The 13294-nt window shown below is 63.4% G+C and carries 15 protein-coding genes; 8 read left to right on the top strand and 7 right to left on the bottom strand.

Annotated features, from left to right (window positions below; genetic code table 11):
• Positions 1-56: 56 nt before the first annotated feature.
• The 5 genes from AC3IR3_RS09095 to AC3IR3_RS09075 all read right to left on the bottom strand — a co-directional run bounded on the left by AC3IR3_RS09095 (position 57) and on the right by AC3IR3_RS09075 (position 3677).
• The gene (locus AC3IR3_RS09095; RefSeq protein ID WP_132141613.1) at positions 57-842 is read right to left on the bottom strand and encodes a succinate dehydrogenase iron-sulfur subunit; all 786 of its coding nucleotides are present in this window, start codon (positions 840-842) and stop codon (positions 57-59) included.
• 21 nt (positions 843-863) lie between these two features.
• Positions 864-2651 (bottom strand): succinate dehydrogenase flavoprotein subunit, encoded by a 1788-nt coding sequence (gene sdhA, locus AC3IR3_RS09090; protein WP_132141612.1) that lies wholly within the window; start codon positions 2649-2651, stop codon positions 864-866.
• A 3-nt stretch (positions 2652-2654) separates the two neighbouring features.
• Positions 2655-3041: a succinate dehydrogenase, hydrophobic membrane anchor protein gene (gene sdhD / locus AC3IR3_RS09085; RefSeq protein ID WP_132141611.1), complete on the bottom strand. Its 387-nt coding sequence runs from the start codon at positions 3039-3041 to the stop codon at positions 2655-2657.
• Positions 3038-3430, bottom strand: a complete 393-nt coding sequence (gene sdhC, locus AC3IR3_RS09080) for a succinate dehydrogenase, cytochrome b556 subunit (protein ID WP_489196560.1) — start codon at positions 3428-3430, stop codon at positions 3038-3040. The genes sdhD and sdhC overlap by 4 nt, the downstream gene beginning before the upstream one ends.
• A 79-nt stretch (positions 3431-3509) precedes the next feature.
• The gene (locus AC3IR3_RS09075) at positions 3510-3677 is read right to left on the bottom strand and encodes a DUF1674 domain-containing protein (protein ID WP_489196559.1); all 168 of its coding nucleotides are present in this window, start codon (positions 3675-3677) and stop codon (positions 3510-3512) included.
• Positions 3678-3801: 124 nt separating this feature from the next.
• On the opposite strand from AC3IR3_RS09075, the gene ygfZ reads away from it, so the two are divergent.
• Positions 3802-4596, top strand: coding sequence for a CAF17-like 4Fe-4S cluster assembly/insertion protein YgfZ (ygfZ, locus tag AC3IR3_RS09070; RefSeq protein WP_489196558.1), 795 nt, complete (start codon positions 3802-3804; stop codon positions 4594-4596).
• Between the two features lie 456 nt (positions 4597-5052).
• Positions 5053-5487 (top strand): cell wall hydrolase, encoded by a 435-nt coding sequence (locus tag AC3IR3_RS09065; RefSeq protein ID WP_243649109.1) that lies wholly within the window; start codon positions 5053-5055, stop codon positions 5485-5487.
• An 89-nt stretch (positions 5488-5576) separates the two neighbouring features.
• Here AC3IR3_RS09065 and AC3IR3_RS09060 read toward each other — a convergent pair whose 3' ends face one another.
• Positions 5577-6056 carry an outer membrane lipoprotein gene (locus tag AC3IR3_RS09060; protein ID WP_489196557.1) on the bottom strand — a complete coding sequence of 160 codons (480 nt, stop codon included), beginning with the start codon at positions 6054-6056 and terminating at the stop codon, positions 5577-5579.
• Positions 6057-6077: 21 nt separating this feature from the next.
• Entirely contained in the window at positions 6078-6668 is a 591-nt protein-coding gene (locus AC3IR3_RS09055) for a glycine zipper 2TM domain-containing protein (protein WP_132141606.1), read from the bottom strand.
• 135 nt (positions 6669-6803) lie between these two features.
• Between AC3IR3_RS09055 and AC3IR3_RS09050 the strand changes: the two genes are divergently transcribed.
• From AC3IR3_RS09050 to phaR, 6 genes are all read left to right on the top strand, one after another.
• Positions 6804-7568: a TatD family hydrolase gene (locus AC3IR3_RS09050; protein ID WP_489196556.1), complete on the top strand. Its 765-nt coding sequence runs from the start codon at positions 6804-6806 to the stop codon at positions 7566-7568.
• Positions 7569-7791: 223 nt separating this feature from the next.
• Positions 7792-8316, top strand: coding sequence for a MarR family winged helix-turn-helix transcriptional regulator (locus AC3IR3_RS09045; RefSeq protein WP_489196555.1), 525 nt, complete (start codon positions 7792-7794; stop codon positions 8314-8316).
• Entirely contained in the window at positions 8313-9773 is a 1461-nt protein-coding gene (locus tag AC3IR3_RS09040; RefSeq protein WP_489196554.1) for an efflux transporter outer membrane subunit, read from the top strand. The genes AC3IR3_RS09045 and AC3IR3_RS09040 overlap by 4 nt, the downstream gene beginning before the upstream one ends.
• The gene (locus tag AC3IR3_RS09035) at positions 9770-10966 is read left to right on the top strand and encodes an EmrA/EmrK family multidrug efflux transporter periplasmic adaptor subunit (protein ID WP_489196553.1); all 1197 of its coding nucleotides are present in this window, start codon (positions 9770-9772) and stop codon (positions 10964-10966) included. Before AC3IR3_RS09040 ends, AC3IR3_RS09035 begins: the two co-directional genes overlap by 4 nt.
• A gap of 48 nt (positions 10967-11014) precedes the next feature.
• On the top strand, positions 11015-12556 hold the full coding sequence (locus tag AC3IR3_RS09030; protein WP_489196552.1) for a DHA2 family efflux MFS transporter permease subunit: 1542 nt from the start codon (positions 11015-11017) through the stop codon (positions 12554-12556).
• 156 nt (positions 12557-12712) lie between these two features.
• Positions 12713-13222, top strand: coding sequence for a polyhydroxyalkanoate synthesis repressor PhaR (gene phaR / locus AC3IR3_RS09025; RefSeq protein ID WP_132141600.1), 510 nt, complete (start codon positions 12713-12715; stop codon positions 13220-13222).
• Positions 13223-13294 lie beyond the last annotated feature (72 nt).

The raw sequence follows: 13294 nt of genomic DNA, 5'->3' as shown, positions 1-13294 counted from the left end.
CGGCCATAGGCGACGGGGCCATCTTCGCCCTGTCGCCTATGGCCGGCTCCCACACGTCAGGCCGAACGGCGCTGGACGATGAGTTTCTTGATCTCGGCGATCGCCTTGGCGGGATTGAGTCCCTTCGGGCAGGTGCGCGCGCAGTTCATGATCGTGTGGCAACGGTAGAGCTTGAACGGATCTTCCAGGTCGTCCAGACGCGCACCAGTGTCCTCGTCGCGGCTGTCCACGATCCAGCGATAGGCCTGGAGCAGGATGGCCGGGCCGAGGTAACGATCGCCGTTCCACCAGTAGCTGGGGCAGGACGTCGAACAGCAGGCGCACAGGATGCACTCGTACAGACCATCGAGCTTCTTGCGGTCTTCCGGCGACTGCAGGCGCTCCTTGTCGGCCGGCGCCGGGCTCTGCGTACGCAGCCAGGGCTTGATCGACGCGAACTGGGCGTAGAAATGCGTCAGGTCGGGAACCAGGTCCTTGACCACCGGCATGTGCGGCAACGGATAGATGTTGACCGTGCCGCCGCCGCAGTCGGAAATCGCCTTCGTGCAGGCCAGCGTGTTCGTGCCATCGATATTCATGGCGCACGAACCGCAGATGCCTTCGCGGCAGGAACGACGCAGCGAAAGCGTCGGATCGATTTCGTTCTTGATCTTCAGCAGGGCGTCCAGAACCATCGGACCGCACGCGGCCAGATCGACCTCGTAGGTGTCCGTACGCGGGTTCTGACCGTCGTCGGGGGTCCAGCGATAGACCTTGAAGGTGCGCGACTTCTTCGCGTCCTTCGCCGGAAAATGCTTTCCGGTCTGGATCTTGGAATTTTTGGGTAGCGTGAACTCTGCCACGATTGCCTCTCCGGTCCGGTATCAGTAAACGCGCTTTTTCGGCGGCACAACCTCGACGTCATCCGTCAGGGTATACATGTGCACCGGGCGGAAATCGAAGCTGGATTTACCCTTTTCGTCGACCCACACGAGGGTGTGCTTCTGCCACTCGTGATCGTCGCGGTCCGGGAAATCCTCTCGGGCGTGGGCACCGCGGCTTTCGGGACGCTGTTCGGCCGAATGCATGGTCGCCACGGCCTGGGCCAACAGATTGGAAAGCTCCAGCGTCTCGATGAGGTCGGAGTTCCAGACCATCGAGCGGTCGCTGACCTTGACGTCCTTGAACGAGTCGTAGACGTCGGAGATTTTCGCCACGCCTTCCTTCAGCGTCTCGCCCGTGCGGAACACGGCGGCGTCGGACTGCATGGTCGTCTGCATCGAGGCGCGGATCTGCGCCGTCGGCGTGCCGCCGTCGGCATGGCGCAGGGCGTCGAAACGGCCCAGGGCCTTGTCGAGCGCGGTGGGAGCCAGATCCTTGTGCGGCGTGTCCGGCTTGATCAGCTCGGCGCAGCGATGCGACACGGCACGACCGAACACCACCAGGTCGAGCAGCGAGTTCGAACCCAGGCGGTTGGCGCCATGGACCGATACGCACGCCGCTTCGCCGATGGCGAACAGGCCCGGCACGATCGAATCCGGGTTGTCGTCACGCTTGGTGACCACTTCGCCGTGATAGTTCGTGGGGATGCCACCCATGTTGTAGTGGACGGTCGGCAGAACCGGAATCGGCTCCTTGGTAACGTCGACACCCGCGAAAATACGCGCGGACTCGGCGATACCCGGCAGACGTTCGTGGATCACTTCCGAACCCAGATGCATCAGGTTCAGGTGGATGTGATCCTTGTTCGGACCGACGCCGCGACCCTCGCGGATTTCGATCGTCATGGCGCGGCTGACCACATCGCGCGAAGCGAGATCCTTCGCGTTCGGCGCGTAGCGCTCCATGAAGCGTTCGCCGTTGGAGTTGGTGAGGAAGCCACCTTCGCCACGCACGCCTTCGGTGATGAGGCAACCCGCGCCGTAGATACCGGTCGGGTGGAACTGCACGAACTCCATGTCCTGCAGCGGCAGCCCGGCGCGCAGCACCATGCCGCCGCCGTCGCCCGTGCAGGTATGCGCCGAGGTGGCGCTGAAGTAGGCGCGGCCGTAACCGCCCGTCGCCATCACGACCGCGTGACCGCGGAAAACATGCAGCGTGCCTTCGTTCATGTCGAGCGCGAGCACGCCGCGGCAGACGCCTTCTTCGTCGAAGATGAGGTCGATGGCGAAGTATTCGATGAAGAACGTCGCGTCGTGCGCCAGCGCCTGCTGGTACAGCGTGTGCAGGATGGCGTGACCCGTACGATCGGCCGCGGCGCAGGTGCGTTGCGCGGTGCCCTTGCCGTAATGGGTGGTCATGCCGCCGAACGGACGCTGGTAGATCTTGCCTTCTTCGGTGCGCGAGAACGGCACGCCGTAGTGTTCGAGTTCGATGATGGCCGGAATGGCTTCGCGGCACATGTACTCGATCGCATCCTGGTCGCCGAGCCAGTCGGAACCCTTGATCGTGTCGTAGAAGTGGAAGCGCCAGTCGTCTTCGCCCATGTTGCCGAGCGCCGCGGAAATACCGCCCTGCGCCGCCACGGTGTGCGAACGGGTCGGGAAGACCTTGGTGATGCACGCGGCCTTGAGGCCCTTCTCGGCCAGACCGAACGTGGCACGCAGACCGGCGCCGCCGGCGCCGACCACGATCACGTCGTACTTGTGTTGTTGAACCTTGTAGGCTTCCATCGATCAGCTTCCCAGCGCAACGCGCAGCACGGCCAGCACGCCCGCGAGCGCGCCGAGTACGGCGAGGAACTTGATGAGTACCAGCGAGAGAAGCTCAAGCCAGCGGGTATGTACGTAGTCTTCGATCACGACCTGCAGGCCAAGTACGGCGTGCCAGAACATCGAGACGATGAGGGCGATCAGCAGCACCGCGTTCCAGGGCTTGCCCACCGTGGCGCGTGCCGTGGCGAAGTCCGCATGGACCAGGCCGAGCACCGTCACCAGGAAGTAAACCGTGAGGAACACCAGGGCCAGGGCCGTGATGCGCTGCGTCCACCAGTGGCCGACGCCATCTTTCGCCGAACCGAGGCCGCGTGCGCGGGCAAGCGGATTGCGCAGGTCCTGCTTCATGCCGCACCTCCCGTGAACAGGTACGCCCAGACGACCACGGTCAGCACGATGCTGAGGATGATCGAGGCCCAGCTCGTACGGACGAACTGCTGAATGGCGTAACCGGCACCGGTGTCCTGCACCAGATGACGAATGCCATTGCAGAGGTGGAAGAAGAAAGCCCAGGTCCAGCCGATCAGGACGATCAGGCCGAGGGCGCTACCGGCGCAGGCGCGGAAGCTGTCGAACGCGTCCTGGCCGGATGCCAGCGCGACGAGACCCCACAGGATGAGGATGCTTCCGATGGAGAGCACGATACCCGTGGCGCGATGCAGGATGGAGGTCGCCATCTGCACTTGCCACTTATAGACCTGAAGATGCGGAGAGAGTGGTCGTCCCGTTTGTGCCATGGCGGCTATCCTGATTGGAATCGCTTGACGCCCTAACCTCTTCCCATTCCGCACGAACGCCGCCCATGGGCGGCGGCCATCAGAAATCGATGCAGCGCCCGTTCTTTTCCCAGTCGCCGTAGCGAGTTGGGTCGAGGGGTGCCCGCTCGACCTGCTGCTTGCCGTCCACGGGGACGACAGGCACAACCACTTGCTCCGCCGGAACGGGGCTGTGCTGGCTGTCAGGTTGGGAGGAGGTGTCGGACATGGTTTTTTATAACAAAGCCGTAGAAGCGTAATACCTGTGAAACCCGAGTACAACCTTGACTAAGACTGGAATATCGCTAAGCGAGCCTCATATCTTACGCCTGTCTCATGCCAGGTCAGGTTCCATGCCCCCCGTTTCCGCCCAGACGCTAACCCTCGAAGGCCCCGACGCCATCGCCTTCGCGCAAGCCCAGTTCAGCAGCGACGTGGCGGCGCTGGCCGAAGGACACTGGCAATGGAGCGGCTGGCTCGACGCACAGGGGCGCATCCGCTCCTTCGTCCAGATCGCTCGTACGGGACATGACCGTCTGCTCGTCCTGTTGCGCGGAGGGAACGCCGGCGCACTCGCCGATGGATTGCGTCGCTTCGTCTTCCGCTCGAAGGTCGTCATGCATACCGACGACACGTCGGTCATCGCCGACGACCACGCACTCGACGCACATACGATCGACATCGCGGCGGATAAAAACATTCGCATCGGCATGGGCGATTACTCGCTACGCATCGGCGACGCGCGTGATGACGACACGCACGAATGGCGCGCGCACGACATCGCACGCGGATATCCATGGTTGCCCGATGCGGCACTCGATAAATTGCTTGCACCGGCCATCTCGATGGAACGGCTGCATGCCGTCGCATTCGACAAAGGTTGCTATCCGGGCCAGGAAATCGTGGCCCGTCTGCACTATCGCGGCGGTCACAAACGACACATGCATTGCGTCGAATCGCCGCAGGCACTGAACGCGGGCGACACATTGCGTGTCGAAGATCGTGAGAGTGGTGTCGTACTATCTTGCGTGCATAGTGCGAACGGCATGTATCGCGCACTCGTCGTACTGGACGATGGGCTTACGGCCGATGGTCGGGTTGAATTCGGCGATACGAGTCTGCATATTGTGCAGAGCTTCTCTACGTGAAGAACGTTTAGACAATAGTGAAGAACGCGTTCCATGTAGTGTGTGAGCATTACCTGAATAGTGCTGCGCGTGCACTTGCACAATCGACGTTACGCCACTAGGCTCCGTCGATCATTTTGTGTGGCGTTTTCGGAACGCCACATCACGCGACGATCCGTCGTTGAAGACGGTTCTGGCGCGGCCCGCCCACAAAGCGGAGAAAAAGACGCGCATCACCCGATGCGTATGTAGCTGCCGGAGCCGCCGCATGGCGTTGCCGCTCCCCATGCAGCACATCTCGACCGGCCTCGGACAGCCGGTCTTTGCAGCCACGCATTCGTGGCGCCCGCCGACCCACTTATCCGGTCATGCGGTCAATCCAGGTGGTAACGGCCTGCCCGCCCGTCCACCGCTCATACGCACCATGGCTTAGTTAAACAGCCTGTGGCGGAAAAGCTCGTTGGAGGCAGAAACACAATGAAACTTTCCATGCTGCTCTGGATGGCGTCCGTCCTTCCGAGCAACCTCGCCGACCAGACGTGCCTGGCGACGACGGTCTACCTCGAGGCACGTAGCGAGCCGACCATCGGGCAATATGCCGTGGCGGAAGTCGCCCTCCGTCGTCGCGATCGCGGCGTGTGGGGCGCAAATGTATGCGATGTCGTTTCGGCACCGCGACAGTTCGCTATCACCACGACACCGCAAAGCTTCGAGATCTCCGACCTGACCGCATGGACGAAGGCATGGAAGATCGCAGGCGACTCCATCAACAACTGGAGCCTGCCCAAGAGCGAACGCCTCGTCTACGTACCGCAGGCCGATCACTTCGCAACGGTTGCGGTATCACCCACATGGTCCGCACGTCGACCGGTCCGCACCATTGGCGATCACGCGTTTTATGCCGTGAACTGAGCCAAGAACGCAGGACAAAAAGAAGGCCCTCTGACGAGGGCCTTTTTTATGCTTGTTATTTTAAATAGACGTCTGGACGTCCAATACGATCAGCGACGATAAACATGGTCGCCACGTATTTCGACGTAATCTCCGCGACGAAGCTGCGGATCCTCGTTCTGCGTTACGGTGGCCCACTGGCCGTTATCCAGACGGATACGCACCTGATAGCCGACGTCCTCGCCGTTGCGCTTGCTGACCTGGTTACCCACCGCGCCGCCGGCGACCGCACCGATAACCGTCGCGGCGGTACGTCCGTCGCCACGACCGATCTGATTGCCCGCGACACCGCCGATCACGGCACCGAGAATGGTGCCCGCCGCCGAACCGCTCTGCTTCTGCACATACACCTGCTGGATATCGTCGACGACGCCGCACTGCCCGCAGCCGCGCGTAGCGCTGGAATAACCGCCGCCGTTGTTGTATCCACCGCCGTACGAAGGACGCCGCTGCTGCGTTTCGCAGCCGGCAAGCACCAGCGTGGCGGCTACAACGAGAACGAGAGCTGCCTTACCGAGAAACGTATGCATGGCGACTACCTCGATGAATGATTAGTGACGAGCGTCGGAAACCGCGATGACGCCTTCCTGGATTTCAACGCGATCGCCCGGGTCGTGATCCATGCGTACCGTGCGGGTAACGCCGTTGTATTCGTACTTCACGTCATAGGCGACGACACGCTGCTCGGTACTGCCCGGCACGTTCGTGCAGCGGCGGCGCGTGCTCGAGACGGTATTGTTTTCCTGGCGGTTTTGCTGAATCTCGTGACCGGCGTAGCCGCCACCGACCGCGCCGGCGACCGTGGCCAGCGTACGGCCCTTGCCGCCACCGATCTGGTTACCCAGAAGGCCACCGGCGACCGCACCGATCGCCGTACCGGCGATCTGGTGCTGATCCTTGACCGGGGCGCGGGTGGTGACGACTTCGTCATGACATTCCTGGCGCGGAGCGCTTGCGGCTTCGCGAATCGGGTCGACGGCCACAACACGGCCATACTTGGGGCCTGCGGCGGCGGCCGAGGTCGAACCCATCGAGCCACCGACGCCCGCATCGGCACTCGCTTCACGGTTGCAGGCCGAAAGGCCGAACACCATGGCGGCGCCAAGACCCACATTCAGCGCGGAAATCATCAACCTGCTCATACCCTTAACTCCTGACTGGCGACTTCGATGGCGCGATGGCGTCATCTCCCGGAAGTCGTACACAATCTATTTGACAGTCAATAAACTGAACGACGCCTTAGATTGTTCTCAACCCGCCTCCTGCCGCCGACCCCCATGCCTGAACTGATCGATACCCACGCCCATCTGGACGACGCGAGCTTCGATGCGGATCGCAACGATATGTTCAGCCGCTCGCGTGAAGCCGGCGTGCGCCGGCAGATCGTCCCCGGCATCGATCGCGCATCCTGGCCACGTATCGAAGCGCTCTGCGCGGACCAATCCGGCGTTTATCCGGCATACGGCCTCCACCCGCTTTTCCTCGACGCGCATCGCGATACGCACCTGGACGATCTGCCGGACTGGTTGCGTGAGCACAAAGCGGTCGCCGTCGGCGAAATCGGTCTGGATTTCTATGTGGAAGATCTCGACCCCGATCGCCAGCGACGTTTCTTTCGCGAACAACTGGAGATCGCTCGCGAAGTCGACCTGCCCGTCATCCTACATGCGCGCCGTGCGGTCGAAGAAGTCACCCAGGCCCTGAAGAAGGCAGGCGATCTTCGTGGCGTGGTTCACAGTTTTTCCGGCAGCGAAGAGCAGGCCCGGCATTTGTGGAAGCTGGGATTTCATCTGGGCATCGGCGGCCCGGTGACTTACGAACGCGCCCATCGCCTGCGCGGCATCGTCGCCAACATGCCGATCGAGCTTCTGCTGCTGGAAACCGACGCGCCGGATCAGCCGTGCGCGCATCGGCGCGGGCAGCGCAATGAGCCAGCGTTCTTGCTGGATGTTCTGGAGACTGTCGCCGGGTTGCGGGGCGAGACGGTCGAATATGTCGCCGAATGCACGACGGCGAATGCAATCCGTCTTTTCCAGCTGTAACGCGCTTCCTGCAGGAGCCCGCTTGCAGGTGAAAGCCAACGTAGCGGCGATGCTGTGCGTGACATCCGCAGCCCGTAGATCGGGCTCGCGGATGTGAGTGTCCGGCTTCCTCGCCCCGCTGGCTTTCGCCCGCAAGCGGGCTCCTACAACAAAGCGGGGCCTTGCCTGTCTTGCCGGATAGTTGTTAACCTAATAGTTCACCAGCTAACTATTCGTCGATGAAATGCCATCACTGAAGCCCTGCGTCGACGCTATCTACGAAGGTGTCGATCGCGTCTCCGAGAACATCCCCGGGTTGCCGCGCTGCGAGGTCACCCTTGCCCGCCTGCTGCTGCTCGTGGGAGGGGCCGTATTGCACAACCTCGAAGGGCAGCTGAAGCCGCACGGCATGAACGACAGCGATTTCCGTGCGCTGATGATGCTGTTCGCCAGCGCGGAAGGCAGTGCTACCCCAGGCGAACTCTGCGCGCTGGCCGAACAAAGCCCCACGAATATGACGCGCATCGCCAACGCGCTGGTGAAGCGCGAATTCATTACCCGCGCCCAGGCGGTGGAAGATCGCCGGCAGGTCGTACTACGCATCACGCCCACGGGACGGCGCTTCGTGAAGAAGCTGCTGCCGACCATGTTTCCGGCGGTCCTCCATGCCTTCTCATGCTTCAGCACGACCGAGCGCAAGACGCTGGAAACGTTGCTGAAGAAGCTGGCCCTGCACCTCGATCAGACGAACCCGGACGAGCGTTCATGAAACTTCTTTTCCCATCACGCACGCTGGTCGCGGTAGCGCTGGCGACCGCGCTCGCAGCCTGCTCCATTCCCGCGAAACTCGATCGCCCGGCGCTGCGCGACGAAGCCCCGCTGGCCGGCCTGCAAACGGCCAACCGGCCCGGCTGGCCTGCCGCCGACTGGTGGCGCGTCTACAACGATCCGCAACTGGACCAGCTGATCGAGCTTGCGCTACGCAGCTCTCCCGATCTTGCGCAGGCGAAATCGCGCGTGGATAGCGCGCAACAGAATATCCGCGTCGCCGCATCCCAGGCCGGTCTGCGCATCGACGGCAGCGCGCAGGTCGCGCGTCAGCGCATGAGCGAGAACGGACTCATTCCTTCGAAGTTCCTCGGCTTCACCTGGTACAACCAGTCCGATCTGGGCATCCAGGTCCAGTACGACTTCGACTGGTGGGGCAAGAAGCGCGGCGCGATCGAAGGCGCGATCGATCAGGCGCGCGCGGCCGAAGCCCAGCGCAGCGCCGCTTCGCTTGCCATTCAGAGCTCGGTGGCCGACACCTACTTCGGCTGGCTGGCCGATGAGGCCCGCGTCGGACTCGCCGATGAACTGGTGACGGCGCGCGAGCGCGCCCTGCGTATCGCCGAGCTGCGCGTGCGTCAGGGCGTGGACGTTCCCGATACGGTGCAGCAGGCGCAGGCCGAACTCGCGGGCGCACGCCAGCAGCGCGTCGCATTGCAGGGCTCGGCGAATATCCGCCATGCCGCGCTGGCCACGCTCGCAGGCGTAGCGCCGGCCGATCTTCCCGATCTCCAGCCACGAGCCCTCCCCGACGTGGCGCCCGGCCTGCCGGCGAACGTCGGTGTCGACCTGATCGCACGCCGTCCCGATATCGCCGCCAGCCGCTGGCAGATCGAGGCCGCGCTCAAGCAGACCGACGTGGCGCGCGCCCAGTACTTTCCCGATGTGAGCCTCACCGCCATGGCCGGTCTGTCGAGCATCGACATGGACAAGGTCTTCAGCGCCAGCAGCCGCACCTTCGGCCTCACGCCGGCCATCCACCTGCCGATTTTCGAAGGCGGTGCACTGGAAGCCAACTACGGCGTCAGCAAGGCCCAGCTGGATGCGGCCGTCGCGCAGTACAACGCCACCGTGGTCTCCGCCGCACGCGACGTCGCCACGCAGGCGCTTGGCGCCGAGCAGATCGCGGCACGTCGCGAGCAACAAGCCCATCAGGTCGGCGCGGTCCGCACGTTGCTGTCCAGCGCGAAAGCGCGTGCCGTGCAAGGCGTGCGCGACGATCGCGAACAGCTGGCCACGCAGGCGCAATTGCTCGACCAGCGCGATGCGGATGTCGAACTGCATGGGCAGGCCCTGTCCACCGATGTCAGCCTGATCAAATCGCTCGGCGGCGGTTATCGCAACGACGCCAACCTTCCCTCTTCCACGAATCGCACGAACGGAGCCACCACCCCATGAGCGCCACAGCTTCCGATAAGCCGCTCGACAACGACAGCGGCAATGCCCCCAAAGACACGGGTAAGCGTCGGCGCGCACTGGTCATCGCGCTACTGGTCTTTGTGCTTGCCGCGGTAACGTGGTTCCTGCTCTGGCTGTTCGTGTTTTCCACACGCGAAACCACCGACGACGCGTATGTCGGCGGCAACCAGGTCGGTATCTCGGCACAGGTTCCCGGCATCGTCACCGGCGTATTCGCCGACGACACCCAACTGGTGAAGGCCGGCCAATTGCTGGTGAAGCTCGACGCGACCGATGCCGACGTCGCGATGCGCCGCGCCAGCAGCGCACTGGCCCAGGCCGTGCGTCAGGTTCGTCAGCAGACCCAGTCGGCCGCCAGTGCCGATGCCGCGGTCTCCGCGCGCGCGCTCGATCTGAAACGCGCCGAGCAGGATCTGAAGCGCCGCATTCCGCTGCTGGCCGAAAAAGCCGTCGCGCCGGAAGAAGTGCAGCACGCCCGCGACGCGGTCGACAGCGCACGCTCGGCACTCGAAGCCGCGCAGCGTCAGGCCGACGCCGCCAGCGCCCTCATCGATGGCAGCGAAGTCGCCGACAATCCGGCGGTGGAGCAGGCTCGCGCCTCGTTCCGCCAGGCCTGGGTCGCCGCGCAGCGCAACGCCATCGTCGCGCCTGTCGACGGCTACGTCGCGCAGCGCAGCGTGCAGGTCGGCAACAGCGTGCAGCCGGGCCAGCAGCTGATGACCGTCGTACCGCTGCATAACCTGTGGGTCGATGCGAACTTCAAGGAAAGCCAGCTGCGTCACGTACGCATCGGCCAGCCGGCGAAGGTCGAAGCCGATATCTACGGCGGCGGCGTCGAATTCCACGGTCACGTCGTCGGCCTCGGCGCCGGCACGGGTAGCGCGTTCTCGCTGCTGCCCGCGCAGAACGCGACAGGCAACTGGATCAAGGTCGTGCAGCGCGTTCCCGTGCGCATCGCCATCGACAACGACGATCTGGACAAGCACCCGCTGCGCGTGGGCCTGTCGACCAACGTCACGGTGAATATCACGGACACCGCGGGCGAAGTACTGGCCCGTACGCCGAGCGACAAAGCCGTGGCACAGACCACCGTCTACGACGACGTCGCCGCGAAGGCCGACGCCGCCGCCGACGCCATCGTGAAAGCCAATCTCGGCGCGCCGAAGATCTAATCGCAGCATTTACGGAAGCCGCCCACCCCCATGGCCACCGAACCCGTCATGTCCGACGCACCGCCGCTCAAACCCCTGAGCGGCGCACCGCTCGTCCTGCTCACGATCGCCGTCGCTTTCTCCACGTTCATGGAGATTCTCGACATGACGATCGTGAACGTCGCCGTGCCGCACATCGCGGGCAGTCTCGGCGTCAGTTCCAGCGAAGGTACATGGGCGATCAGTTCGTACGCGCTGGCCAGCGCGATCATGCAGCCGCTGACCGGCTGGCTGGCCAAGCGTTTCGGCGAAGTGAAAACCTTCTGCTTCTCCGTCGCGCTGTTCGTCGGCTTCTCGATGCTGTGCGGACTGGCCACGAGCATGCCGATGCTGGTGATCTTCCGCCTGTTGCAGGGCGCGGGCTCGGGACCGATGGTGGCGTTGTCGCTGTCGCTGCTGCTGTCCAGTTATCCAAAGACCAAACAAGGCATCGCACTGGCCATGTGGGCGATGACCGTCGTGGTCGCGCCGATCTTCGGTCCGATTCTCGGCGGCTGGCTCACGGACAATTTCTCGTGGCCGTGGATTTTCTACATCAACGTGCCGGTCGGTGCGATCGCGGGTGTGATCACCTGGGGCATCCTCAAAAATCGCGAGACGAAGATCATCCGCGCCCCCATCGATACGGTCGGCCTGTTCCTGCTCATCGTCGGCGTGGGCTGCCTTCAGTTCATGCTGGACAACGGTAACGACCACGACTGGTTCTCCTCGCCGCTGATCCTCACCCTCGGCCTGATCGCACTGGTCGCACTCGTGTTCCTGATTATCTGGGAACTGACCGCGAAATATCCGGTGGTCGACCTTTCGCTGTTCAGCCGGCGCAATTTCTCCATCGGCGTCACCGCGCTGTCGCTGGGCATGCTGGCCTTCTTCGGCATCAACGTCGTCTTTCCGCTGTGGCTGCAGACGACGCTGGGCTATACCGCGACCTGGGCGGGTCTGGCGACCGCGCCGGTCGGCATCCTCGCGTTCGTCGTCTCGCCCTTCATCGGCAAGAACATCCAGCGGCTGGAACTGCGCGCAGTGGTGACTTTCGCCTTCATCGTGTTCGCGTTCACGTCGTTCTGGTTCGCCAGTTTCAATAGCCAGGCCTCGTTCGCCAGCCTCGTGCTGCCGCGCTTCATCATGGGCATCGCGATCGCCTGCTTCTTCATTCCGCTCAACCAGATCTTCCTGTCCGGGCTGCAACCCAATCAGATCGCGGGTGCGTCGGGGCTGGCCAATTTCTGCCGGACCCTCGCTTCGAGTATCTCGACCGCGCTGACCGTCACCCTCTGGCAGCACCGCAGCGAATACCACCACGCGGTGCTGACCGAGCACGTCTCGCCGGGCTCTCCGGCCGCCACCCAGTTCATCCAGCAGCTTCAGGGAATGGGAATCGGGGGCAAGCCCGGGCTGGCCGTGGTGGACCAGTTGGTGACCCGTGAGGCGATGACGCTGGCGGTCAACGACGTATTCTGGGGCTGCGCGATCCTGTTCCTGGCCCTGATTCCGATCCTGTGGTTCGCCCGCCCGCCCTTCGGCAACGCCGGCGGTGCCGCCGGGCACTAGGGGCGGAGCGGGGGGTGGGGGATGGGAAGTGGGGGCGCGCTTCTCCACACAACACCCGGTTGGATCGATTCAGGGACTGGTTCGCGCATTCCCGAAATAAATCCCGTGCCTTAGGACAACTGGTGCGGCGCAATACCTCGTGGTAGTTTCTGCCGCATGGCACAAACCCTTCGCATCATTAAGAAGTATCCGAACCGTCGTCTGTACGACACGGAGATCTCCAGCTACATCACGCTGGAAGAGGTCCGCCAGCTCGTGCTCGATGGAGAAACGTTCGAGGTTCGCGACGCCAAGTCGGGGGAGGACCTCACCCGCTCGGTGCTGTTGCAGATCATCGCGGAACACGAAGAGCACGGTCAGCCGATGCTCTCGCCGCAGCTGCTGTCGCACATCATCCGTTTCTACGGCGATTCGCTGCAGGGCTTCATGGGGCCCTATCTGGAGCGCAGCCTGCAGGTCTTCCTCGACCAGCAGCAGCAGTTCCGCAATCAGCTGAACAGCCTGATGGGCCAGACCCCCTGGTCGATGCTCAACGAGATGACCGAGCGCAATCTCGACGTCTGGAAGTCGATGCAGCGAGGCTTCCTCGACGCCGCGACCCAGAAGCCGGAGCCGGCGCCGGCCGCCGCACGTCCGGCGCCCAAGGGCGGCAAGAAGCAAGGTTGATCGACCCGGCCATCGCGGCTTTGCGGTCGCGATGGCGCTGCGGCGCACGATGCGCTGCCCTGCAATAATCCC

Source organism: Luteibacter sp. GL_149 (genome assembly GCF_057834065.1).
This window is presented reverse-complemented; position numbering and strand designations above follow the sequence as displayed.